The organism is Pseudomonas sp. C9 (assembly GCF_002000165.1).
In the GTDB taxonomy this organism is placed as follows: Bacteria; Pseudomonadota; Gammaproteobacteria; order Pseudomonadales; family Pseudomonadaceae; genus Aquipseudomonas.
This window is the reverse complement of the sequence record NZ_MPAK01000001.1, coordinates 2,780,338-2,802,485: the sequence shown is the minus strand read 5'-3', so window position 1 is coordinate 2,802,485 and position 22,148 is coordinate 2,780,338. Positions and strand designations below refer to the sequence as shown.

The 22,148-nt window shown below is 60.1% G+C and carries 22 protein-coding genes and 1 pseudogene; 10 read left to right on the top strand and 13 right to left on the bottom strand.

Annotated elements, in window-relative coordinates:
- The first annotated feature begins 123 nt into the window (after positions 1-123).
- Genes BMS17_RS13080 through BMS17_RS13065 form a run of 4 tightly spaced genes read left to right on the top strand, consistent with a single transcriptional unit; the run spans position 124 to position 3,254 of the window.
- Positions 124-1,521, top strand: coding sequence for a COG3014 family protein (locus BMS17_RS13080; protein ID WP_077431061.1), 1,398 nt, complete (start codon positions 124-126; stop codon positions 1,519-1,521).
- Positions 1,522-1,533: 12 nt separating this feature from the next.
- On the top strand, positions 1,534-1,893 hold the full coding sequence (locus BMS17_RS13075; RefSeq protein WP_077431060.1) for a YcfL family protein: 360 nt from the start codon (positions 1,534-1,536) through the stop codon (positions 1,891-1,893).
- A gap of 23 nt (positions 1,894-1,916) precedes the next feature.
- A complete protein-coding gene (gene lpoB / locus BMS17_RS13070) occupies positions 1,917-2,507 on the top strand; it encodes a penicillin-binding protein activator LpoB (protein ID WP_046032340.1) in 591 nt (196 codons plus the stop codon).
- Positions 2,508-2,510: 3 nt separating this feature from the next.
- A complete protein-coding gene (locus tag BMS17_RS13065; protein ID WP_077431059.1) occupies positions 2,511-3,254 on the top strand; it encodes a penicillin-binding protein activator LpoB in 744 nt (247 codons plus the stop codon).
- 110 nt (positions 3,255-3,364) lie between these two features.
- On the opposite strand, the gene BMS17_RS13060 is transcribed toward BMS17_RS13065, so the two are convergent.
- The 3 genes from BMS17_RS13060 to BMS17_RS13050 all read right to left on the bottom strand — a co-directional run bounded on the left by BMS17_RS13060 (position 3,365) and on the right by BMS17_RS13050 (position 6,604).
- Entirely contained in the window at positions 3,365-3,997 is a 633-nt protein-coding gene (locus BMS17_RS13060) for a LysE family transporter (RefSeq protein WP_077431058.1), read from the bottom strand.
- 115 nt (positions 3,998-4,112) lie between these two features.
- Positions 4,113-4,694 carry a mechanosensitive ion channel family protein gene (locus BMS17_RS13055; protein WP_077431057.1) on the bottom strand — a complete coding sequence of 194 codons (582 nt, stop codon included), beginning with the start codon at positions 4,692-4,694 and terminating at the stop codon, positions 4,113-4,115.
- Complete coding sequence (locus tag BMS17_RS13050; protein ID WP_077431056.1) at positions 4,694-6,604, bottom strand: ATP-binding cassette domain-containing protein; 1,911 nt, start codon at positions 6,602-6,604, stop codon at positions 4,694-4,696. The genes BMS17_RS13055 and BMS17_RS13050 overlap by 1 nt, the downstream gene beginning before the upstream one ends.
- A 50-nt stretch (positions 6,605-6,654) precedes the next feature.
- Here BMS17_RS13050 and BMS17_RS13045 point away from each other — a divergent pair, with 50 nt between their 5' ends.
- Positions 6,655-7,119 carry a TIGR02444 family protein gene (locus BMS17_RS13045; protein WP_046032236.1) on the top strand — a complete coding sequence of 155 codons (465 nt, stop codon included), beginning with the start codon at positions 6,655-6,657 and terminating at the stop codon, positions 7,117-7,119.
- On the opposite strand, the gene BMS17_RS13040 is transcribed toward BMS17_RS13045, so the two are convergent.
- Positions 7,116-8,267, bottom strand: a complete 1,152-nt coding sequence (locus BMS17_RS13040; protein ID WP_077431055.1) for an AlgP family protein — start codon at positions 8,265-8,267, stop codon at positions 7,116-7,118. The two genes, BMS17_RS13045 and BMS17_RS13040, sit on opposite strands and share 4 nt — an antisense overlap.
- A gap of 192 nt (positions 8,268-8,459) precedes the next feature.
- On the opposite strand from BMS17_RS13040, the gene BMS17_RS13035 reads away from it, so the two are divergent.
- Complete coding sequence (locus tag BMS17_RS13035) at positions 8,460-9,125, top strand: FKBP-type peptidyl-prolyl cis-trans isomerase (RefSeq protein WP_077431054.1); 666 nt, start codon at positions 8,460-8,462, stop codon at positions 9,123-9,125.
- A gap of 58 nt (positions 9,126-9,183) precedes the next feature.
- On the opposite strand, the gene BMS17_RS13030 is transcribed toward BMS17_RS13035, so the two are convergent.
- The 8 genes and pseudogenes from BMS17_RS13030 to BMS17_RS30930 form a co-directional block, all read right to left on the bottom strand.
- Positions 9,184-9,642 (bottom strand): Rsd/AlgQ family anti-sigma factor, encoded by a 459-nt coding sequence (locus tag BMS17_RS13030; RefSeq protein WP_046032233.1) that lies wholly within the window; start codon positions 9,640-9,642, stop codon positions 9,184-9,186.
- A 177-nt stretch (positions 9,643-9,819) separates the two neighbouring features.
- Positions 9,820-10,371: a disulfide bond formation protein B gene (locus tag BMS17_RS13025; protein ID WP_046032232.1), complete on the bottom strand. Its 552-nt coding sequence runs from the start codon at positions 10,369-10,371 to the stop codon at positions 9,820-9,822.
- Positions 10,372-10,600: 229 nt separating this feature from the next.
- Entirely contained in the window at positions 10,601-11,839 is a 1,239-nt protein-coding gene (locus tag BMS17_RS13020) for a heme biosynthesis protein HemY (protein WP_046032231.1), read from the bottom strand.
- Positions 11,836-12,990 carry a uroporphyrinogen-III C-methyltransferase gene (locus BMS17_RS13015; protein WP_046032230.1) on the bottom strand — a complete coding sequence of 385 codons (1,155 nt, stop codon included), beginning with the start codon at positions 12,988-12,990 and terminating at the stop codon, positions 11,836-11,838. The genes BMS17_RS13020 and BMS17_RS13015 overlap by 4 nt, the downstream gene beginning before the upstream one ends.
- A 16-nt stretch (positions 12,991-13,006) precedes the next feature.
- Positions 13,007-13,774, bottom strand: a complete 768-nt coding sequence (locus BMS17_RS13010; RefSeq protein WP_077431053.1) for a uroporphyrinogen-III synthase — start codon at positions 13,772-13,774, stop codon at positions 13,007-13,009.
- Positions 13,771-14,712, bottom strand: a complete 942-nt coding sequence (gene hemC / locus BMS17_RS13005) for a hydroxymethylbilane synthase (RefSeq protein ID WP_046032228.1) — start codon at positions 14,710-14,712, stop codon at positions 13,771-13,773. The genes BMS17_RS13010 and hemC overlap by 4 nt, the downstream gene beginning before the upstream one ends.
- A gap of 139 nt (positions 14,713-14,851) precedes the next feature.
- Positions 14,852-15,598 carry a LytTR family DNA-binding domain-containing protein gene (locus tag BMS17_RS13000; RefSeq protein ID WP_046032227.1) on the bottom strand — a complete coding sequence of 249 codons (747 nt, stop codon included), beginning with the start codon at positions 15,596-15,598 and terminating at the stop codon, positions 14,852-14,854.
- A pseudogene (locus BMS17_RS30930) lies at positions 15,595-15,720 on the bottom strand (sensor histidine kinase); the annotation flags it as partial. The gene BMS17_RS13000 and the pseudogene BMS17_RS30930, both read right to left, overlap by 4 nt.
- A 335-nt stretch (positions 15,721-16,055) precedes the next feature.
- Between BMS17_RS30930 and argH the strand changes: the two are divergent.
- A complete protein-coding gene (gene argH, locus BMS17_RS12995) occupies positions 16,056-17,450 on the top strand; it encodes an argininosuccinate lyase (protein WP_046032226.1) in 1,395 nt (464 codons plus the stop codon).
- A gap of 106 nt (positions 17,451-17,556) precedes the next feature.
- Here argH and BMS17_RS12990 read toward each other — a convergent pair whose 3' ends face one another.
- Entirely contained in the window at positions 17,557-18,216 is a 660-nt protein-coding gene (locus tag BMS17_RS12990) for a glutathione S-transferase (RefSeq protein WP_046032225.1), read from the bottom strand.
- Between the two features lie 124 nt (positions 18,217-18,340).
- Here BMS17_RS12990 and BMS17_RS12985 point away from each other — a divergent pair, with 124 nt between their 5' ends.
- From BMS17_RS12985 to BMS17_RS12975, 3 genes are all read left to right on the top strand, one after another.
- Positions 18,341-18,625 (top strand): hypothetical protein, encoded by a 285-nt coding sequence (locus BMS17_RS12985; RefSeq protein ID WP_046032224.1) that lies wholly within the window; start codon positions 18,341-18,343, stop codon positions 18,623-18,625.
- Between the two features lie 236 nt (positions 18,626-18,861).
- Positions 18,862-19,107, top strand: coding sequence for a TIGR02647 family protein (locus BMS17_RS12980; RefSeq protein WP_077431052.1), 246 nt, complete (start codon positions 18,862-18,864; stop codon positions 19,105-19,107).
- Positions 19,108-19,299: 192 nt separating this feature from the next.
- Positions 19,300-22,143, top strand: coding sequence for a class I adenylate cyclase (locus tag BMS17_RS12975; RefSeq protein ID WP_077431051.1), 2,844 nt, complete (start codon positions 19,300-19,302; stop codon positions 22,141-22,143).
- The last annotated feature ends 5 nt before the right edge of the window (positions 22,144-22,148 follow it).

The following is a 22,148-nucleotide window of genomic DNA, read 5'->3' as shown; positions in this document are numbered from 1 at the left end:
CCAATCACTTTCACTCAAGCTTTGTCTGCAACTGAGGCCAGCAGCCGCGGAACAAAGTGCCATCATTGCGCTCTACAGTGTGCCGCCTCTTGGCGGCTTTTCTTCAAGGAAGACACACTGCAAATGGCTACTCGCCTGCGCTTCATGTTTGTGCTCGGTGCATGCTTGCTACTGAGCGGTTGCCCTACCATGCGGGACTACAACGCGGAGCTGAGCGAGACCCTCGACTATTTCAAAGCCGGCCAGATCGACGCCGCCGTTGCTGTACTGGATCGAAACAACCCCATTGCCCCGGGCGACCTGCTCTATAACTTTGAGAAGGGCGAACTGCTGCGGCTCACTGGCGATATGACCGGTAGTTACGCCAGTTGGGATTACGCCGACCGGCTGATTGAGGGGTGGGAAAACTCGCCACGATTCGGCGCCTTCAAAGCATTCACCGAGTTCAATAGTTACGGCGCCAATGACAAAGTGCGTTTGTACGATGGCTACGACTTCGAGAAGGTCGCCCTGACCACGCAAATGGCTCTGACGTGCCTGTCCAGCGCCCAACCCGACCTCGCTCGGGTGATGATCAAGAAAACCCACGAGCGTGAAGCAACCATCGCCGATAAGCGCGACAAGCAATACCTGGCACTGGAAAGCCAGGCCCAGGAGCAAGGCGTGCCCCTGAAATACCAGAACCTCCAGGGCTACCCGGTGGCGACCCTAGATGCACCTGAAGTCATTGCGCTGAAAAACAGCTACCAAAGTGCGTTCAGTCATTACCTGGCAGGTTTCGTCTATGAAACGCTGGGTGAAAAAGACCTCGCCGCACCGGGTTATCGCAAAGCCGTGGAGTTGCGCCCCAACACGCCGCTGCTTGAACAGGCGCTGCGTAACCTGGACAAATCGCCGCTCAAGGCCGGTGAAAGTGATGTCCTGCTGATCGTGCAAACAGGCCTCGCCCCTGCACGCAACTCCGTGCGTGTGCCGATTTCGGTGGACGTCGAGGGCGAAACCTACATCACCAACATGTCGTTCCCGATCCTCGTCCCTGACACGTCCACACCGCCCGTGGACTTCATCACGGTGGATGGAAAAAAACAGAAACTGACGTTGCTCAACAGTTATGGCGACATGTCGCGGCGCACCTTGCGTGACGACATGCCGGGCATCATTGAGCGCACGCTTCATCGCGCCCGGTCCAACGTCGAGTACCTGGCCTATTTGAAAAAGCACAGGCCCGAGAAACTTGAAGAAACCCTCTTGCAGCAAACCCAGCGAGAGGATGCCGACACACGAGGCTGGCGCACGCTGCCGGACAAAACATACGTCGCTCGCCTGCGCCTCAAGAAAGGCGAGCATCAACTGACCCTGCCCAATGCGCCGGAGCGCCCACCGGTCAGGTTCAAGATCGGTCAGACCCATCAAGCCTTCAGCCTGCGCGCGGTGAATAACCGGGTTTTCGCCGCCGATGTCGCCCTGGATCTCGCCCCCCCTCCAACACCGCAGGCTGTCACCAGCCGTGCTCAACCCTGAATGGAGCGCCCCATGGGATTGAAATGCTTCGTCGTTATCGCGCTGGCCCTGTTGGCCGGCTGCGCCACCGCGCCGCCCACTGCAGCCAGTAAAGTCATGGCCACCGGCCCGATTGAGAGCCTGGCTATCGGTCCCATGCGCATGGCTCGGGAAAACGGGTTCCTGACGGTCAATACGCAGCTGAGCAACACCGATACCGATAACCGGACGCTCTACTACCGCTATCTATGGCTCGGCCCCGAAGGTTTTCCAGTGGTCGAAGCCGAGTCCTGGAAAAGCCTGACCCTGTACGCCGAGCAGACGAGCTTCCTGCCGGCCATCGCCCCGGTACCACAAGCCGTGGACTTTCGCCTGGAAATCAACACGCCATGAACCGTCCACTTGAGACCACGCCCATGCTTGTACGTGTTTCGTCCCTCGCCCTCAGCCTCCTGCTGATCGGCGGCTGCGCGGCCAATCACTCGCCGGTGCTGGGCAGCGGCAACATCAGTTACGGTGATCCGAAAGCCGTGGAACTGGTGACCAACGAATTCGGTTCCACCGACCTGCAGATGATCGCTGAAAGCATGACCCGCTCGCTCGCCCAGTCCGGGGTCCTGAAGGGTCGCCCAGTGGTTCAGGTGTACGACGTGCGGAACAAGACCAGCGAGTACATCGACACTCGCGACATCACCACGTCAATCAAGACCCAACTGATGCGCTCCGGCACTGCACGCTTTGCCAGCGATAACACCGACATGCAGAGCCAGGTCGATCACCTCAAACTGCAAAACCAGAGCGGCCTGTACAAGAAAAGTACCGTGGCCAAAACCGGCAACATGATCGCCGCTCGCTATCGCCTGGAAGGGTCGATCAGCTCAATCGTCAAGCGCAGCAACGATTACAAGGACGTCTTCTACACGTTCAGCCTGCAATTGATCGACGTCGAAAGCGGGCTGGCCGACTGGATGGACGAAAAAGAAATCCGCAAGACCACGGAGCGCTGAGCAATGCGTGCATGGATTGGCATCATGGCCCTGACCGGCGCCCTGGGCGTTCAGGCGGCCCCGAAAATCGCGGTCACTGACATTGCCTATGAGGCCAGCGTGGATCAATACGTCCACGTGATTTCGGCCCGGGACGATCATCAGCAGGACTATTACGGCGCCAGCGGCTCGTCCCGTCATGACGAGTACACGACGCAGAACAGCTACCTGGAACAGACCGAAATCCGCCGATTCAGCGGGGACATCAAAGGTCAGATGCTCAAGACCGGGATGTTCCAGCTGATTCAGGGGACGCCCTACACCGTCAGCACCAAAACCGATGTGTATGACGTGATCGAACGCATCAAGGCCGGCCATTTCAAGGGGGCCGACTACGTATTGTTTGGCACGCTGTCAGACATCGACTTCACCCAGGACATGAACGAACTGGCCAATACCGACAGCTATTCGGCGGTGTTGGCGCTGACTCTGGTGGCGGACTTCAGCCTGATCAATACCAGGACCTACGAGATCACCTCGGCCTTCACCGCCATGGGTGAGGCTCAGGACACCAAGCTGGTGAATGATCGGGACATCCACGTTTCACTGAACCGGCCTCGGGTGGTGCGCGAAGTATCGAGGTCTTTGGGCGAGGAAGTGGCGCGGCAATTGAGCGAACAGCTCGGGGACGGCAGCGATCAGCCATCGGGGCAGGCGGAGCCACACAACGACCTGCCACCGGATACCGCGCCGGTGATTCTGCGTTGAGCGCCCGCCTGATCGCTCCCACGCTCCCACGCTCCCACGCTCTGCGCGGGAACGATAACGGAAATGAAAAAGGCGACCTGAAGAGGTTGCCTTTTTTATGTCCGCGGGTTTTACACCGCGGCTTTACGCAACGTCGCCATGAACGCCGCCGCGCCGATGAACAGCCCGGCAAAGGTACGGTTCATGCGTTTTTGCTGCTTGGGGGTGCGCAACAGGCGCAGCACCTTGGACGCCAACCCGGTGTAACCGGCCATGACGATCAGATCAACACAGATCATGGTCACGCCAATGATCAGATACTGGATCAGCAGCGGTGCATGCGGATCAATGAACTGCGGCAACACCGCCAGCATGAACACCAGCGCCTTGGGGTTGCTGATGTTGACCAGGAAACCGCGGAACACCAGCGCCATCGGCTTGCCAATCTGACGCACTGCGGCATCGTCGCTCATGTCGCTGGGTAGCGCGCGCCATTGCTTGATGGCGAGGTAAACCAGGTACGCCACGCCGAACCATTTGATCGCATAGAAGGCCGAGGCTGAAGCGGTGAGGATCGCGCCCACACCGGCGCCGACAATCGCGATCTGCGCCGCCAGGCCCAATTGCAGGCCCAGTGCGTTCCAGTAACCGCGCCAGAAACCGTATTGCAGACCGCTGGACATCGACGCAATGGCGCCGGCACCGGGTGACAGACTGATCACCCAGCAGGCTGCAAAAAACGCCAGCCATGTTTGAAGCTCCATTGCACACCTCGACTCAGACTCGTGACAGACGTCTAAGCTAATGCGGCTTTGGGCTGATGACCATCAATTTTTTGCAGGATATTGCGGCTGCCGACCAGCGTGGTCGGCATCCCGGCTATTTTTCGAAACCGCTCGAGGGGAATACATCCGTACCGCGCCAGCGTCGAACCGAGCGCTGGAAGAACAGGCTGTTGGGCACTTGAACCATGGCACTGCCGGTGCCAAGTTCTTCCGCTTCGATCAGCGTGGTGTAAAGCAGATTGATCGCCACTACCCGGCCTTTGACGCCGGGCTTGTCGGTGGTGTCCACCAACTCGACCACGTCGCCGAGGCGAAACGGGCCGACGGTGAAAATCAGGATCGCGCACAGCAGGTTGGAGAGCACACTCCACATGGCGAAAAACGCCACTGCCGCCACCGCAACGAAGCCCGACAGCGCGGTCCACAGAACCGTGGCCGACACCCCGAGGCGCTCCAGCACGAAAATCAGCGCACTGCCCATGATCAGCCAGCGCAATCCACCGCGTAGCGGCATCAGCAACTGCGGCGGAAACGGATAGCGCTCGCCCAGTCGGGTCAGGCCTTTGGCAACGAAGCGCTGGGTGAAATAGCCAGCCAGCAGAATCAGCAGGATTTGCACGACCAGCCAGAGGGGCTCGATCCAGACTGCCGGCAACGGCAGCTTGAACGCCTCCATCAAGACAGCGCCTCCAGCTCGGCCTGCATGCTTTCCAGCAGTTCAAGCGCTTCCATCCAGGCTTCTTCCAGTTCGGCTTCGCGCACCTTCAACCTGGCCTGTTCGGCCAGCAGATCGCGCAAGTCGTTCTTGCGCGCCGGCTCGTAGATGTCGCTGTCACCCAGGCTGGCATCAATCTTCGCCAGTTTCTCGTGCAGTTTGCCAAGCTCGGCTTCCAGCTTGTCGGCCTCACGCTTGTGCGGCGCCAGTTGCTGACGCAACGCAGCAGCGGCCTGACGCTGGGCCTTCTTGTCGGTTTTGTCCGGGTTGACCGGCGTGTTGCTGACCGGCGCATTGCGCTGGCGATAGTCGACCAGCCAACGGGTGTAGTCTTCCAGGTCGCCGTCGAACTCCTCGACCTTGCCGTCCGCCACCAGATAGAAATTGTCTGTGGTGCTTTTGAGCAAATGGCGATCATGGGAGACCACCAGTACCGCGCCACTGAACTCCTGCAGAGCCATGGTCAGCGCCAGGCGCATTTCCAGGTCCAGGTGGTTGGTTGGCTCATCGAGCAGCAACAGGTTCGGTCGGCCCCAGGCGATCAACGCCAGTGCCAGCCGGGCCTTCTCGCCCCCGGAGAAGTTCAGCACCGGCTCATCGATGCGTGCACCACGGAAGTCGAAACCGCCAAGGAAGTCGCGCAGGGTCTGCTCGCGCTCGGTCGGAGCCAGGCGCTGCAAGTGCAGCAACGGGCTGGCCTTGGAGTCGAGTGAGTCCAGCTGATGCTGGGCGAAGTAGCCGACGACGGTGTTCTCGCCACGGGTCAGTCGGCCGGACAACGGCTCGAGTTCACCGGCCAGGTTTTTGATCAGGGTCGATTTACCGGCACCGTTCGGGCCAAGCAAACCGATCCGCGCACCGGGGGTCAGTTGCAGCTTGACCTTCTCCAGCACGGCTTTGTCGCCATAACCCAGCCGGGCATCGGACAGATCGATCAGCGGGCTGGAGATTTTCTGTGATTCGCGGAAAACGAAATCGAACGGTGAATCGACATGGGCGGCGGACAGTTCTTCCATCCGTTCCAGCGCCTTGATCCGGCTCTGGGCCTGACGGGCCTTGGTGGCCTGGGCCTTGAAGCGGGCGATGTAGCTTTCCATGTGCGCACGTTGCGCCTGCTGCTTCTCGTAGGCCTGCTGCTGCTGGGCCAGACGTTCGGCGCGGGCGCGTTCGAAGGCGCTATAACCACCGCGGTACAGGGTGATCTTGCGTTGATCGACGTGAGCCACGTGATCGACCACGGCATCGAGGAAGTCCCGGTCGTGGGAAATCAGCATCAAAGTGCCGGGGTAGCTTTTGAGCCACTCTTCGAGCCAGATGATGGCGTCGAGGTCCAAGTGGTTGGTCGGTTCGTCGAGTAGCAACAAGTCCGAGGGGCACATCAAAGCTTGCGCCAGGTTCAGACGCATCCTCCAACCACCAGAGAAATCTCCTACCTGGCGATCCATCTGCTCGTTGGTGAATCCAAGGCCGGCCAGCAACTTGCGGGCCCGGGCATCGGCGGTGTAACCGTCGGCGCTGTCGAGTTCCGCGTGCAGGCGGGCCTGAGCGGCACCGTCATGCGCCGCTTCGGCTGCGGCGAGGTCGCGTTGCACCTGGCGCAGGCGCAGGTCGCCATCGAGCACGTAGTCGACCGCCAGGCGTTCGAGCGTATCGACTTCCTGGCGCATGTGGGCGATGCGCCAGTCGGCCGGCAGGAAGCAATCACCCGAGTCCGGGTGCAGTTCGCCCCGAAGCAAGGCGAACAGGCTCGATTTGCCGGCGCCGTTGGCACCGATGAGGCCGGCTTTGTGGCCGGCGTGCAGGGTCAGCTCGGCGTCTTCTAGCAGACGTTGAGGGCCACGCTGTAAAGTCAGGTTCTGAAGTCGAATCATAATGGCGGCGGAGTCTACCAGCTTCGCTCGCAACTGGCGCGAGTAGCACTATGTCCTCTGACCTGTGGAGCTTTTCCCTGACGACTTACGCCCGTCCCGGCGTTGAACACGCGTGCCTGCAACTGCAGTCGGCCGGCGTGAATGTGTGTTTGCTGCTCTGTGGATTGTGGCTGGGGGAGCGTGGCGTCGCCTGCAACGAGCATCGAATCAAGAGGCTGCGCGCGGTGGCGGAACCTTGGGATGGGGATGTCGTGCAACCGTTGCGCGCATTGCGCATGCGCTGGAAAGCCGTCGCAACGAAGGACTCCGAGCTGAAAAAATTGCGCGAGCAAGTGCAGGCACTGGAACTGGAAGCCGAGCGACATCTGTTGTTGCGACTGGAGCGATCGGCGCAGAGCTGGCCGCAGAATGAGGCGACCGATCTAACGGCCTGGCTGGAAGGTATGGCGGCAGGCGCCGCCAACCTGGACCGCGACGCGCTGCTTGAGCTGCGCGTCGCGGTAACCGGCACTTAGGAAGCGCTGGTTGGGTTGGTGCTGGAGTTCGACAGTGCGGCTGGCGTTGGCGCAGGCGTGGTTGTCGAGGTGGTTGCGGCGGGTGCAGTCGATGCAACTGGCGCTGGCGTCACTGGCTTGGCAGCGGGCGCAGGGGTCGGTTTGGCAGCGGCGACTGGTTTGGCAGCGACGGGTTTTGCGGCTGGCTTGACTGCAGCAGGCTTGGCCGCTGGTTTTGCAACAGGCTTGGCAACAGCTGGTTTGGCGGCGGCTGGCTTGGCTGCTGGTTTCGCGGCAGCGGCTGGCTTGGCGGCAGCAGGTTTGGCCGCAATTTTAGCGGCAGGTTTTGCTGCGGTTTTTACTGCCGGTTTTGCGGCTGGTTTCGCGGCAGCGGTTTTGGCCACGGCAGGTTTAGCGGCCGGTTTCGCAGCAGCAGTTTTAACAGCCGGTTTAGCGGCTGGCTTGGCTGCTGGCTTGGCTACTGCAGTTCTTGCCACAGCAGGTTTGGCGGCAGGCGCTTTGGCAGCCGGTTTGGCAGCGGCGGTTCTCGCGGCGGCTGGTTTGGCGGCTGCAGTTCTCGCCGCTGGTTTTGCGGCAGGCTTCGCAGCGCTGGCAGCGACTGGTTTTTTCACCGCCGGTTTGGCGGCAGGTTTGGCTGCGGCTTTCACCGGCGCTTTGGCGGCGGGTTTGGCAGCAGGCTTGGCCGGTGCTTTTGCAGCAGCGGGTTTGGCAGCGGCTTTCTTGGCAGGTGCCGCAGCAGGCTTGGCTGCACGCAGGGACAACGCCTTGCTGACAGCCTCTTGAACGCGACCGACGCCCTGGGCCAATTTCAGGCTTTCCTGAGCATCACGCTTGAGTTGCAGAATGTAGCCGCGAGTTTCCGACTGACGATCCTTGAGGGCATCGAGCAACTCCTCAAGCTCTTTCACTGCGTCCTTGGCTTTGGCTTGTGCCTTGGCCTTGCCGGCCGACGCAGCGTCCTGCAATTTGGTACGGGATTTGTGCAGTTTCTCTTGCGCTTTTCCGCGCTGCTTTTCCAGTTTGGCGAGCAGTTTTTCAGCATCAGCCAAGGCTTGGGAACAAGCGTTTTCCAGATGCTCGAGCAGGCTGCCCGAGAGTTGTTGGAGTAAGTGCAACGGGGTATTTACAGGCTTCTTGGTGGCCGACATGGTTTACCTCCTGGCTGACGTGGGTGCGGCTCATACTAGACCTCTGCTGCTACCGCCGCTAGGGCATGTTGACAGTATCCAAAGCGCTGCGTTGCAACGAATCGAAAATCTTCTGCGCTTGCGCAAAACCAGTTCACCTTTCTGCGCAATCACACTGGCATAATCCACCGCATCCCAGGTCGGAGAGTGCCCATGTCGCGCTACCTTTTTTTATCGCTGTGCGTGATTTTTTCGGTGGCTCAAGCCGACGAAAAAACCGCCGCAAAAAACGCTCACGATCTTGCTTACAGCCTCGGCGCGAGCCTGGGCGAACGCCTTCGCCAGGAGGTTCCGGATTTGCAACTTCAGGCACTGCTGGAAGGTCTGCAACAAGCGTATCAAGGCAAGCCGCTGGCATTGAAAGGCGAACAGATCGACCAGATCCTGGCCGAGCATGAAGCCCAACTCGCCGAGCAACCCGCCCTCCCGCAAAGCGAGGCCGCACTCGAAAAAGAGCAGCGCTTTCTCACCGAAGAAAAAGCCAAGCCGGGTGTTCGGGAATTGGCTGATGGCGTGTTGCTGACGGAGCTGACTCCCGGCACGGGAGCCAAGGCTGGCCCTAACGGCAAGGTGCAGGTTTTGTATATCGGACGCCTGCCCGATGGCACCGTGTTCGATCAGAACAGTTCGCCACAGTGGTTCAGTCTCGACAGCGTCATCAGCGGTTGGCGCAGTGCACTGCAAAACATGCCCGTCGGTGCGAAATGGCGCCTGGTGATTCCATCGTCCCAGGCTTACGGCGCGGACGGTGCCGGCGACCTGATCGCACCGTTCACGCCGCTGGTATTTGAAGTCGAATTGCGCGGCGCCACCAGCTGAATCGCAGGCACAAAAAACGGCGCGCATAGCGCACCGTTTTTAGCCTGCGGGAATAGGTTCAGGCCTGAACCGAATCCTCTTCCTTGTGAGCGGTATGCAGCACTTCGATCAAGCAATCTTCCAGCTCGAAGCGTTCGTGCAACAGGCCACCCAACTCCTTGAATTTCTCCGCGACGCATTTGCCTTCATCGCACAGGTCGTTGAACGCCAGCAGCTTCTCGGTGATGACGTCGATGCGCGGGTAAATAGTCTCGGCCAGCTCCAGACCACGCGTGTCGCCAAATGCCTTGGCTTCACCTGTGAGCTGTTCGTAGATCTCGAAATGCCCCGCCGACACATAATCGACCAGCACGCCGCAGAATTCCTGCAACGGCTTGCGATTCTCGCCCAGAGCCTCAGGCTTGGCGCCGAGAGCATCATAGGCCCGAACCAGTTCGTGACGCTCCTGCAACCAACGATCGATCAGCAGGTGCACTCCGCCCCAGCGTTCCTGAGCATTCTGACAACTTTCGAGCATGGTGATCTCTCTTCCCTTGTGGGTCAGCTGCTCTATGCCTGCTCGCCTCTTGTTACGTCAGTGGGCGGTCAGGCAGAGCGTCATCGAGCAACATAATTCCAATGACACGTGCGGGCCAGATTATGCCCGCGCGACTGTGGCTTCAAGGTACGCAGGCGATAAAGTTCATACAAGTGTTTAATCGCCCATCCGCACCCGGTGCGACGACTTGCCGCTGAGCGGTCGTTCACACGCAAGCCAGACGATGCGAAGCAACTGATAGCTCCCCAGAATCGTCATCGCGACAAAGAGCAGCAGGCTCCATTCCGGAATGCTCAGATCGAACAACGTCCAGGAAATCTCGTCACAATCGCCCTCCCCTTTAAACATCTGCGTGACCCGGCATACCCAGGGCAGGCTTTGGTACATCGTCTCCAGGCTGGACGAGCACGTCGTTAGCTGATGCGCCGGATCACTTTGCCGCAAAATCTGCCGCCACGCCGTAGCTGTGCCCACGAGGCTGCAGAAAAATCCGGACAACCAATACAGGAACGATCCAAAGCGCCCAGGCCCCAGCACCGAGGCTGCCAGGCTGATACCCGTTAGCAACGCCAGGCAAAGCCGTTGCAAAAGGCACAAGCCGCAGGGTTTGAGTCCGACCGCATATTCCAGGTAATAGGAAACGCCCAAGGCCAGGGAGCCTGTAATGAAAACCATGAAAAACAAGGAGCGTGAGCAGGCCAAAGACATGGCATTTCCGTACCAATAGAGACAGGTGGTTACGGTAGAGGAAAGCGCGCCGGCCTTTCAAGGCAGGTCTGCACGGACACTTCACCAGAAGCGTAGGGAATTCCCGACGGCGTCGAGAGGAATTGGTGTAGTCCCATGTAGGACAAGGCCGATCAAAGACTACAAAGCCAAACACCAGAAGAATTTTGAGCATGCGGATCGCCCTTTCGAGCGACCCTTGCCCAAGACTTCAAGCGTGAGCCAACGTCGGCAGCGGTGCTGCCAGCAGGCGCTCATCGAGCATGCCCAGGCCTTCCTGAAACAGCTGATTACTGCGTTGCGTGTCACCGAGCTGTGCCAGTAGCCGCGCCAGTTCCGCGCAGGCTTCCGGGTTACGCTGAACCCGCAGGCTGCTTTCCAGGTAATCACGCGCCTTGCCCCACAGGCTGTTTTGCAGACACAAGCGACCCAGTGTCAGCAACAGGCTTGGGTCGGCCGGATGATCCTTGAGCCAGCCCTCAGCCGTTTGCAACTGCCGAGCCGGATCGCTGCCGCGAACCAGTCCGTAAAGACGCGCCAGATGACTGTCGTATTTACGTTTGAGGGTCGTGCGCAAAACCTCTTCCGCTTCGACCTGCGCGCCCAGCTGCCGCAATTGCTCGGCATACGCCAGCACCAGCTGAGGTTCCTGACGCTGAGCCGAAGTGAGCTGCTGCCAGGCGCGGTTGAGCGATTGCAGACCAACCTTGCCATCGTCTTCCCGATGCGCCGCCAGGGACAGGTTTTCACCCCACGCACGACGCTCCAGTTCAGCCAGTTCAGCGGGCGGCAGGACTTTATCCTTGCGCAGCTCGGGCAACAGGCGAATCACCGCCGACCAGTCGCCACGCTGCTGAAGCAGACGCTGTAGCTGTCGCAGCATCTGCGCGTTGTGCGGATGACGCTCATGCATGGCTTGAAGGGCCGCAAGCGCACCGTCGGTATCGCCCCGGTCAGTCTGCAATTGTGCATGGTTCAAGGCGATCGCCAGTTCGGCCTGCGGCTGGCGCTCTAGTGCACGCTCCAGCAGATTGTCGCTTTCTTCGTAGTGACCTTGTTCGTTCGCGGCGCGAGCCGCGCCGAGGTAGTAAAGCAGCGGTTGGCGTTCGGCCTCCGCAGCCCGTTGCAAATGACGCTGCGCACTTGCCCAGCGACCTTCCGCCAAATCCAGCTGACCGTGTTCTATCGCCACTTGCACGCGGCGACTGCGATTTCGGTTCGACCAGGGATTGACCACGCCACTGGACGTCATCACCAGCTCAACCAGCACCTTGATGCCCCAAAACAGCAGCCACAGGACCGCGACCAACGCCAGCGTCGCCCACAGGCTCGATTCATAACGAAAACTTTTGTAGGCAATCAGCACGTAACCGGCATGTTCGGCAATCGCCAACCCTAGCGCGGCAGCCGCGGCGATCACCAGGAACACGATCACATAGAGACGTTTCATGGCGTTGCTTCCTGAGCGGTACCTGCGGCAGGCTTAGCCATCGGCTTGATCGAGTCCTCGGCGTTGACGTTACGCCGCTCCAGATACCCCTGAACCGCGCTCAGCGTGCCGGTCAGGTCCGGCGTCACCACGGTGACCCGTTGTGTGCTCAACTCGCCAACCTGCTCAAGCATCACTTTGCTCTGGGGGTTGTCCGGATTGAAGTTGCCGGTCAACACATCCCGCGCTTCCGCCAGCGCCTGGGTGTAAACCGCAGCCTGACCATTGAGCGCGGCCCATTGCGCCTGCTCCAGCGCCAGGCTCAGGGCCAGGCGCACCTGGCTCAGGCTCTGCCCGGCCAACAATGGACGCACATTTTTGTCAGCATTGAAGTCGATGCGGATGTAGCGGGAGATCTGATCCCACCACTGCGCCCAGCGACTGGCACCGTCACCATCGGCGGTCAGGCCCAGCAGTGATTCACCCCGGTCCTTGTACTCGGGCGCCAGTTCGGTGAGGTCAATCACCTGATCACGCAAAGCGCCCAGTCTCAGGAACAACCCGGTGCGATCCGGTTGCTCGGTGCTGCGCAACGCCACCAGGGTTTTGGCCACTTGCTCGCGAGCGGCAAAAGAGCCCGGATCGTTCTGTTCACGAAGAATATCGTCGGCACCCTGCACCAACGCCTGGGCGCTGCTGATGTCTTGCAATGCCGAGAGTCGCAGGCTGGCCAGACGCAGCAAATGCTCGGCCTCGGCCAGGCGCCAATCTTTGCGGCTGGCACCGAGGATGGTTTCAAGTCGCTGGTTCAGGCGTTGTTGATCGCCCTGCAACTGCGTCACCAGGCGGCTGCGCGCTTCCAGCTCATCGACGGCAGGCAACTGCTCCAGCCGTGCAGTAATGCGCTGCTCGTTGAGCTTGAGGCTTTGCGCCTGATCGTTCAGCGCCTGCACCTGAGCCAGTTGTTGCTGGTTATTGGCTTGCAGGTGACGCACCTGCCAGACACCCCAACCGCCCACGGCGACCCCGGCAGCACCCAGCAGCAGTGCGACGATTGCCAGCCCATTGCCTCGGCGCTGCACGTCAGCAGGTGGCGCCGTTTCAACCGGAGTTTCAACCTGTGCATCACGCACTGGCTGGTCGTCATCTTTAGGCAAGGCAGTTTCGCTCACGTATCCATCCTTTGCATTAGAGAACGGGTTCGGGATGCTCCCGCAACGCCGCCAGCAAAGCCGCGGCACTGGCGCCGCGACAATCCACAACTGTTTGGGCCCCGGTAGCGCGTGCCAGCTCGGCGACCCTGGGGCTTGGAACAAACAACGGCAACCGCGCCAACTGTGGCCAGGCATCGCCGGCCAGTTGATGCAGGTGCTCAAAACCTTGCCCACTGCTGACCACCAGCCCGTTCAAGCGTTCCGCCCGGACCCGCTCGACCAGCTCCGCAGCCGGGTATTCAGGCAATCTGCGACGGTACAACTCCAGATACTCGACACTAGCACCAAGCTCGCGCAAACGCTCAGCCAGTAGCTCGCGACCACCCTCCCCGCGCATGATCAGCACCCGCGGTTCAGGCCCGGCAATAGCCTCGCGCAAAGTAGCAAGTTCAAGCAAGGCTTCACTGTCGTCACCCTCGGCCGGGAAGCTCACATCCAGACCACTTTCATCGAGGATCTGTGCGGTGGCTGCGCCTACGCTGAACCACTTCAGTGACGGTGGCCGAGGCCAGAATTGGCCGAGCAGGTCGACGCCGATTCTGGCAGCCGGTTTGCTGACGACAATTACCGCGCTGAAGCGATCCAGTTTCCGGATCACCTCGCGCATGGTGTCAGAGACAGCAATCGGACCGATTTCCAAAAGCGGCAAGCAGCTGCTGAAAATCCCCGCTTCGGCCAACGCACGGCCCAGCGCCGCTGACTCATCCGCAGGGCGCGTCAGCAGCAGGCGCCAACCTGTCACTCGTGACCTGCCTCGCCGTAGACCGCTTTCAGAATGTCGTTGGCGCCCTGACTCAGAAGATCCTCGGCGACTTTCACACCCAGGGTTTCGGCATCTGCACGTGGCGCACGGCCCTCGGCGCTGAGCAACAGGCCACCGTTCGGATCTCCGACCAGGCCACGCAACCAGACCTGCTCACCTTCAAGCACGGCATAGCAGGCGATGGGGACCTGGCAGCCGCCGTTCAAGTGTTTGTTGAGGGCACGTTCGGCCGTCACGCGAGTGGCGGTGTCCTGATGGTGCAACGGTGCCAGCAAGGTGTGAATTTCGCTGTCGGCTGTGCGGCATTCGATACCGACTGCGCCTTGTCCACCAGCAGGCAAGCTGTCGTCGACGCTGATCGCCGACGTAATACGGTCTTCGAAGCCCAGGCGAATCAAGCCCGCCGCGGCAAGGATGATGGCGTCGTATTCACCGGCATCGAGCTTGGCCAGGCGCGTATTGACGTTGCCACGCAGGAAACGGATTTCCAGGTCCGGACGACGGGTGAGCAACTGGGCCTGACGGCGCAGGCTGGACGTGCCGACGATACTGCCCGGGGGCAATTCATCCAGGCTGGCGTACGTGTTTGAGACGAAAGCATCGCGAGGGTCTTCGCGCTCACAGATGCAAAACAGGCCGAGCCCTTCGGGGAAGTCCATCGGCACGTCTTTCATGGAGTGCACAGCGATGTCGGCTTCATTTTCCAGCAGCGCGGTTTCCAGTTCTTTGACGAACAAACCCTTGCCGCCGATTTTCGACAGCGGAGAGTCCAGCAACTTGTCGCCGCGACTGACCATGGGCACCAACGTCACGAGCAGGCCAGGATGGGCCTCTTCCAGACGGGCTTTGACGTATTCGGCCTGCCATAGGGCCAGGGCGCTTTTGCGGGTGGCGATGCGGATTTCGCGAGAGGACATGGATCAATCCGTACTGAAATAGATACGGCGGATAATAACAGCTCAGCCAAATCCACTTTGACTTGTATCAGATACTGCGTGGCCTCCCTGGCCCGGGATTGTCCGCAATCAGCGATGCAACCCGCCTGCGAACGGCGAGTTAAAGCTGCTGCATCATTTTGCGCACGCCGGCCACATGGCGCCGACTGACGATCAATGCATCACCGTTCAGGCCTTTGAGAAACAGCTGGAAATGCCCCAGAGGCGTGCGTTGCAAGCGCTCGATACGTTCGCGGGCGACCAGAGCGTTGCGGTGAATACGCACGAATCGGTCGCCGAACTCATCCTCAAGGGCCTTGAGCGGTTCATCCAGCAACACCTCGCCACCTTCGTGGCGCAGGGTCACGTATTTGTGATCGGCAATGAAGTAGACCACCTGATCCAACGGGATCAGCTCGATGCCTTTGCGGGTTCGCGCGCTGATATGACTGCGGGGACCGCTGCCACTTTCGGCGGCGGGGCGAGTCAGGGCGGCGAGCTGGAGGCGATTGGGGCGCTCGGCTTTCTTTAATGCTTCGTGAAGATGTTCAGTACGCACGGGTTTCACCACATAGCCTACGGCGCTGGCCTGTAAGGCTTCCACGGCAAATTCATCGGGTCCTGCACAAAACACCACAGCGGGCGGAGTTTCGCGTTCGCACAACCGCGCAGCCACTTGCAGGCCATCAAGGCCTGGCATGCGGATATCGAGCAACACGATATCCGGTTTGTGGCTGTCGATCAGTGCCAACGCCTCTTCGCCGTTCGTGGCGCTAGGCTCCAGGACACTGTATCCCTCGAGTTCACCGACCATTCGGCTCAGGCGCTCGCGGGCCAGGGGTTCGTCATCAACGATCAGGACATTCATATTGCGCTGGATTCCTGCGTGAGTCTCGCACAAGGATAGCGTAGACAGGTGAAGTGACGTCCGTCACCGCGATCCACGCTAAGACTAGCGCGAGGGCCAAAAAGTGCCGCGAGATCGGCGGCTAAATTTTCAACTGCCGCGTGACTGGAGGCTCTGGCCCGCGTTGGCGAGATATCGCCGTGGGTTTTCCGATACACAATATGAACACCCCCTCTTCTTATAGTCAGTGGCCGCACCGAGAAGTGCGCAGTTCCTACTGTCCAACTGTAGACGGTTGCCGGGACGTTATTGCTCAATTGAAAAATATCGTTGCGCAATTTTCCAAACTTTCACCTTGAGTATGGACCGAGGTATAAGAAAAAACGTATCGACCAGTGTCAGCGACAGGATTGGCAACCCTGTTATTATCCGCGACAGCTTTCAACGTCACTTTTCTCCAGCCGATACGAGCGAATTCATGAGCACTGACAAGACCAATCAGTCCTGGGGCGGCCGCTTCAGTGAACCCGTCGACGCCTTCGTCGCCCGCTTCACCGCCTCCGTCACTTTCGACCAGCGCCTGTATCGCCACGACATCATGGGCTCGATCGCCCACGCCACCATGCTGGCCAAGGTCGGCGTGCTGACCGATGCCGAGCGCGACAGCATCATCGATGGCCTGAACACCATTCAGGGCGAAATCGAGGCCGGCCAGTTCGACTGGCGCATCGACCTCGAAGACGTGCACATGAACATCGAGGCACGCCTGACCGACCGCATCGGCGTCACCGGCAAGAAACTGCACACCGGCCGTAGTCGTAACGACCAGGTCGCCACCGACATCCGCCTGTGGCTGCGTGACGAGATCGATCTGATCCTCGCCGAAATCACCCGCCTGCAAAAAGGCTTGCTGGAACAGGCCGAGCGCGAGGCAGGCAGCATCATGCCGGGCTTCACTCACCTGCAAACCGCGCAGCCAGTGACCTTCGGGCACCACATGCTGGCCTGGTTCGAAATGCTCAGCCGCGACTACGAGCGCCTGGTCGACTGCCGCAAGCGCACCAACCGCATGCCATTGGGCAGCGCCGCGCTGGCTGGCACCACCTACCCGATCGACCGCGAATACACCGCGCAGCTGCTGGGCTTCGACGCCGTCGGCGGCAACTCGCTGGACAACGTGTCCGATCGTGACTTCGCCATCGAGTTCTGCTCGGCGGCAAGCATCGCGATGATGCACTTGTCGCGTTTCTCCGAAGAGCTGGTGCTGTGGACCAGCGCGCAGTTCCAGTTCATTGATCTGCCGGACCGCTTCTGCACTGGCAGTTCGATCATGCCGCAAAAGAAAAACCCTGACGTACCGGAACTGGTTCGTGGCAAGTCCGGCCGCGTCTTCGGCGCTCTGATGGGCCTGCTGACCTTGATGAAGGGCCAGCCGCTGGCCTACAACAAGGACAACCAGGAAGACAAAGAGCCGCTGTTCGATGCCGCCGATACCCTGCGCGATTCGTTGCGCGCCTTTGCCGACATGATCCCGGCCATCAAACCCAAGCACGCAATGATGCGCGAAGCAGCGTTGCGCGGTTTCTCCACTGCCACCGACCTGGCTGACTACCTGGTACGCCGTGGCCTGCCGTTCCGCGACTGCCACGAAATCGTTGGCCACGCCGTGAAGTATGGCGTGGAAAGCGGTAAGGATCTGGCGGAAATGAGCCTGGAAGAGCTGCGTAAATTCAGCGACCAGATCGATCAGGACGTATTTGCGGTGTTGACGCTGGAAGGTTCGGTGAACGCTCGCAACCATATCGGCGGCACTGCACCGGCGCAGGTAAAGGCCGCTGTTGCGCGCGGTCAGGCACTTCTGGCTAGCCGCTAAAAGCATCGTCGGAGCGCCGCCCGGAGCAGGCTCACTCCTACAGGGGAACGCATTCCATTGTAGGAGTAAGCCTGCTCGCGATGACTGACTTCAGAGCACTAAAAACTCACTTCTTGGCCGCGACCATCGCCAAAAACGCCGGCATTGCCGCTTCCTTGTCCGCTGCAATCTTCTGCACATGCGGATTCTGCTCAAGCCGCTGCAACAGCGCTTTTGCCTCCGGCATTTCTGCCAACAGATCGATACCAAACAGCTTCTGCCCCACGGCACTGGCCAGCGGCACGCTATAAAGGAAATACAAATCCGCCACGCTCAAGCTGTCGCCCGCCACATACGGGGCGAATTTGCCGTGCCGGGCCAACGAGGCAAAACCCAGCAACAGCTCGGCTTTGGTCCGCTCCTTGATCGCCTCTGGTATCTGCACGCCAAAAAACGCCTCGCCGTAGCACATGCGCGCCGGCAACTCGATGTACAGCTCGATTTCCTTGGCCAGCGCCAGGGTTTGCGCACGCTCGAAAGGATCGCTTGGCAGCAGCGGCGTGCCTTGCTGGCTCTGCTCGATGTATTCGAGAATCACCGCGGTTTCATTGATAAAACCGTGCTCGGTGTGCAGCACCGGCACTTTACCGCGCGGGCTGATGGCCAGTGCTTGCGGGGTAGTACCGCCATAAAACGCCACTTCTTCGAACGGCAGTCCCTTCTCGAGCAGCGCCAGTTTGACCATGTTGTAGTAGTTGCTGACGGAAAATCCATAAAGCTTGAGCATCACAAAGCCTCCAGGCCGTGCGGGGTTGGCAGTCCTGTTTTATAGAACGTCGCAGCGATTCTTGCCAGCAGCATCACAGCGCTGAATGCAGGTAAACTGGCCGCCTTAACTTGAGGAGCCTGCCATGAGCGAGCCGACAGACATCGATAACGACGAAGAAGAGTTCACCGAAAACACCCTGATCGAAGCCATCGAAAACCAGATCGAAAGCGATAACCCGCCTGCAGCCAAGGCAACGTTCAACAAGTTGACCCTGGTGGGTTACGAGCGGGAAGAAATCCTCAACCTGATGGCCCACGTTTTAGCGGTAGAAATCGACGCGATCCTCGAAGAAGACCGCGCGTTCAACACAGAATGGTACGAAACGGCACTGCGCGCGCTACCAGAACTGCCGCCGGAAAAGAAGTAAGTCAGAAACCGGTAGGAGCAAGGCTTGCCCGCGATGAACGATGGCACGATCCGTCTGACAGGTCGCGGCGCGGCAATCGCGGGCAAGCCTTGCTCCTACAGCACCCCGCTGCCGCACCTCCTGCCGGGGAATGCTTCCCGAGGCGAAAAATCCCTGTCGCGAGCACTGGACATGCCGCACAAGTGGGCTCACCTTAGGGGCGCTGTCGTCCAATTCCTAGAAAGTCTGGAGTCCTTATGTCGCTTACCCCTGAGTTGGTTGCCGAACTGGAAGTCCTCGCACTCTTCAACCTGGACAGTTCCCAGGAAGGTTTGAAAATTCATCAGACCGCTGCCCCGAAACACATCGCCGCCGCCAAACGCCTGCATGAAAAGGAACTGATCGACCAGCCCGACGGCGGTTACCTGACCAGCCTGGGGCGTGATGCCGCACAAAATGTGCAAACAGTACTGACCATTCTGAGTGTCGCAGAAACAGCCTGAAGATCACCGCATCGCCCACGGAAACCCCTGCGACGGGATTTCCGCGGGCAAACTTGCTGAGCCGCCATCAACCCGCGATATAAATCTGACGTCAAAATCCAAAATCAGCTTAAAAGTGCCAGGCCCGAGGCGCTAAACTGCCCCTCATCCGCCGACCCCACGTCCGAGCCTCGCGAGCCGGTTTGAGCCGACATGACCCGCAACCATGAAATACGCCCCGATCTGGACGAGGGAATCGACCGCAAGGTTCTGAGCCAACTGCGCGCACGCTTTCTAAAACTCAATGAAGGTCGCATGGCCCGTGCCATGGAGGGGTTGTCGACCCGCCAGCAAACCGTGCTGACGCTGCTGCCGCTGTTTTTCCACGTGAATCATCCGTTGTTGCCCGGGTATGTGTCCGGCAGCACGCCAGCCGGGCTGTCGAACTTCGAGCCCGACGCCAATGCCCTCGCTGAAGCCCAACGCCTGACCCGCTCGTTTTCTTACAAGCCGCGCCATGGCAGCAACCCGCCGCGACCGATCCACGGTCTGTTCCTGATGGGCAGCCTTGGCACGCTGGCTCAAGCCGATCAGAGCGACATGGACGTCTGGGTGTGCCATGCGCCGGACCTCAGCGAAAGCGAACTCGCGGAGCTGCGCAAAAAGTGCCAACTGCTGGAGGTCTGGGCCACGAGCCTGGGCGCCGAGGCGCATTTTTTCCTGATCGACCCGACGCGCTTCGTGCTCGGCGAGCGCGATACCCAGTTGAGCTCCGAAGACTGCGGCACCACCCAGCACTACTTGCTGCTGGACGAGTTCTACCGCACGGCGATCTGGCTGGCTGGCCGTACGCCAATCTGGTGGCTGGTGCCGGTCTACGAAGAGTCCGCCTACGACCGCTACACCCACACCCTCTTGTCCAAACGCTTCATCCGCGCCGACGAAAGCCTGGACCTCGGGCATTTGGCCTACATTCCGCCCGGCGAATTCATCGGCGCCGGCCTCTGGCAGTTGTTCAAGGGCATCGAGTCCCCCTACAAGTCCGTGCTCAAGCTGCTACTGACCGAGGTCTACGCCAGCGAACACCCCAAGGTTCATTGCCTGAGCCTGCGTTTCAAACAAGCCGTGTTCGCCAATCAACTGGACCTCGACGAGCTGGACCCTTATATCGTGGTCTACCGGCGCATCGAGGAATACCTCACGGCCCGGGGCGAACCGGAACGGCTGGAATTGGTGCGGCGCGCCCTGTACCTGAAGGTCAATCGCAAACTCACCGGCAGCAGCCGCGCTCAGAGCTGGCAGCGTTCACTGCTGGAGCGTCTGGCTCAAGAATGGGGCTGGGATCAACGGCAACTGGCGCTGCTTGATAGCCGCAGCCAGTGGAAAGTCCGCCAGGTCAGCGCTGAACGCCGTGCCCTGGTCAACGAACTGAACTACAGCTACCGCTTCCTGACCCAGTTCGCCCGTAGCGAACAAACCGTCAGCCTGATCAACAAGCGCGACCTCAACGTGCTGGGTCGGCGACTGTACGCGGCCTTCGAGCGCAAGGCCGACAAGGTCGAGTTCATCAACCCGGGCATCGCCCCGGACCTGGCCGAAGACACCCTGACACTGGTGCAGGCGCCCAACAAGAAAGAGCCGGGGCAAACCCAGTGGGGTTTGTACAACGGCAGCCTGACCGCTCAAGAGTGGGAGCATTTCGCGCCGATAAAGCGCAGCCGGCAATTGCTTGAATTACTCACCTGGTGCCACCGCAATGGCGTGATCGACAGCAGCACGCGGCTCGCCCTGCACCCTGGCGCCAGCGACTTGAGCGAGTTCGAACTGTTCAACCTGCTCGGTAGCCTGCAACAGAGCATTGCGCTCCCCTTGGCCACCGTTGCAGAGGAGCCGTTGCTGCGTGCCAGCGTACCGAGCGAGGTGTTGATTCTGGTGAACGTTGGCGTCGACCCGCTCAAGCATCATCGCGATCTGAACATTCTGATGACCACCGAGCGCACCGACTCGTTGAGCTACGCCGGGGTGCGCGAAAACCTGGTGCTGACGCTGGACCAGGTCACGCTCAACAGCTGGAACGAAGTGCTGGTCAGCCGCTACGACGGCCCTCACGCCCTGCTCGATTGCCTGCGCGCTTACCTCAACAACCTTCCAAGCGGGTTGGCGCAGCCTCGATTGCGGGTTCGCTGTTTCTGCCACAACCGCGCGCAGTTCATTGCGCGACGCGTCGAAGAGGTCCTCGATACAGCGCAAAACCTGTTATTGAGCAATCTCAATCACCGTTACCTGATTCAGGTCCAGCAGCACTACCACGTGCTTGAGCTGGTGCCCGGCCAGGTCAATCACGTTGCCCTCGCCACCTTGCCGGCACTGATCGATTACCTGGGCGAGGAACTGATAGCGTACAGCCCGCTGCACCTGGACCCGATGGCACTGGAAGACCACGACCTGGCACTGCTTCTGCCGATGGGGCAACCCGAGTGCATCCAGGTGTTCTACCGAATCAACGAAGACCAGGCCGACTTGTATGTCCTCGATGAATTCAATGCGCTGTGGCAACAACGCTTGCCTTATCACGATGAACAAAGCCTGCTGGTGCCACTGCAACGCTTCCTGCAATCGATTCAGTACCGACGCGATGCCTTGTTGCCGATGGACGCGGCCCAGCCCCTGAGCCTCGACACCTTGTATTACCAACTGCTGCCTTCCGGCCCCGGACGAGCGCGTCGGGTCGAAGCGCGGCCCGCGCCGCAAACGCCGGTCAACAAACCGTTCTACGACGTCCAGGCGATCATCGGCAAAGCCGCACCGGGAAAGGTGCAGGTGACGTTGTATTGCAATCAACGAGAGTTTTCAGAACTGGAACATGGCGACCAACTGTTCAGCGTAGTTGCACAAGAAATCGTCGAGCAGCGTCGCGAAACCGAACGCTATCGCTGCTACATCACCGACCTGGACCTTTCGAGCCTGCCCGGTGACGAACAGAATTCAAGCAATTTGTACCTGCGCTACAAGGCTGACCTGGAGCGCTCGTTGAACGAGGCACTCGAACAGGTCTGAGGGGC

Bases quoted from the DNA above. Each gene is read 5' to 3' on its own strand.
- BMS17_RS13080 (WP_077431061.1), top strand. From the start codon at position 124: ATGGCTACTCGCCTGCGCTTCATGTTTGTGCTCGGTGCATGCTTGCTA.
- BMS17_RS13075 (WP_077431060.1), top strand. From the start codon at position 1,534: ATGGGATTGAAATGCTTCGTCGTTATCGCGCTGGCCCTGTTGGCCGGC.
- lpoB (WP_046032340.1), top strand. From the start codon at position 1,917: ATGCTTGTACGTGTTTCGTCCCTCGCCCTCAGCCTCCTGCTGATCGGC.
- BMS17_RS13065 (WP_077431059.1), top strand. From the start codon at position 2,511: ATGCGTGCATGGATTGGCATCATGGCCCTGACCGGCGCCCTGGGCGTT.
- BMS17_RS13060 (WP_077431058.1), bottom strand. From the start codon at position 3,997: ATGGAGCTTCAAACATGGCTGGCGTTTTTTGCAGCCTGCTGGGTGATC.
- BMS17_RS13055 (WP_077431057.1), bottom strand. From the start codon at position 4,694: ATGGAGGCGTTCAAGCTGCCGTTGCCGGCAGTCTGGATCGAGCCCCTC.
- BMS17_RS13050 (WP_077431056.1), bottom strand. From the start codon at position 6,604: ATGATTCGACTTCAGAACCTGACTTTACAGCGTGGCCCTCAACGTCTG.
- BMS17_RS13045 (WP_046032236.1), top strand. From the start codon at position 6,655: ATGTCCTCTGACCTGTGGAGCTTTTCCCTGACGACTTACGCCCGTCCC.
- BMS17_RS13040 (WP_077431055.1), bottom strand. From the start codon at position 8,267: ATGTCGGCCACCAAGAAGCCTGTAAATACCCCGTTGCACTTACTCCAA.
- BMS17_RS13035 (WP_077431054.1), top strand. From the start codon at position 8,460: ATGTCGCGCTACCTTTTTTTATCGCTGTGCGTGATTTTTTCGGTGGCT.
- BMS17_RS13030 (WP_046032233.1), bottom strand. From the start codon at position 9,642: ATGCTCGAAAGTTGTCAGAATGCTCAGGAACGCTGGGGCGGAGTGCAC.
- BMS17_RS13025 (WP_046032232.1), bottom strand. From the start codon at position 10,371: ATGTCTTTGGCCTGCTCACGCTCCTTGTTTTTCATGGTTTTCATTACA.
- BMS17_RS13020 (WP_046032231.1), bottom strand. From the start codon at position 11,839: ATGAAACGTCTCTATGTGATCGTGTTCCTGGTGATCGCCGCGGCTGCC.
- hemC (WP_046032228.1), bottom strand. From the start codon at position 14,712: ATGTCCTCTCGCGAAATCCGCATCGCCACCCGCAAAAGCGCCCTGGCC.
- BMS17_RS13000 (WP_046032227.1), bottom strand. From the start codon at position 15,598: ATGAATGTCCTGATCGTTGATGACGAACCCCTGGCCCGCGAGCGCCTG.
- argH (WP_046032226.1), top strand. From the start codon at position 16,056: ATGAGCACTGACAAGACCAATCAGTCCTGGGGCGGCCGCTTCAGTGAA.
- BMS17_RS12990 (WP_046032225.1), bottom strand. From the start codon at position 18,216: ATGCTCAAGCTTTATGGATTTTCCGTCAGCAACTACTACAACATGGTC.
- BMS17_RS12985 (WP_046032224.1), top strand. From the start codon at position 18,341: ATGAGCGAGCCGACAGACATCGATAACGACGAAGAAGAGTTCACCGAA.
- BMS17_RS12980 (WP_077431052.1), top strand. From the start codon at position 18,862: ATGTCGCTTACCCCTGAGTTGGTTGCCGAACTGGAAGTCCTCGCACTC.
- BMS17_RS12975 (WP_077431051.1), top strand. From the start codon at position 19,300: ATGACCCGCAACCATGAAATACGCCCCGATCTGGACGAGGGAATCGAC.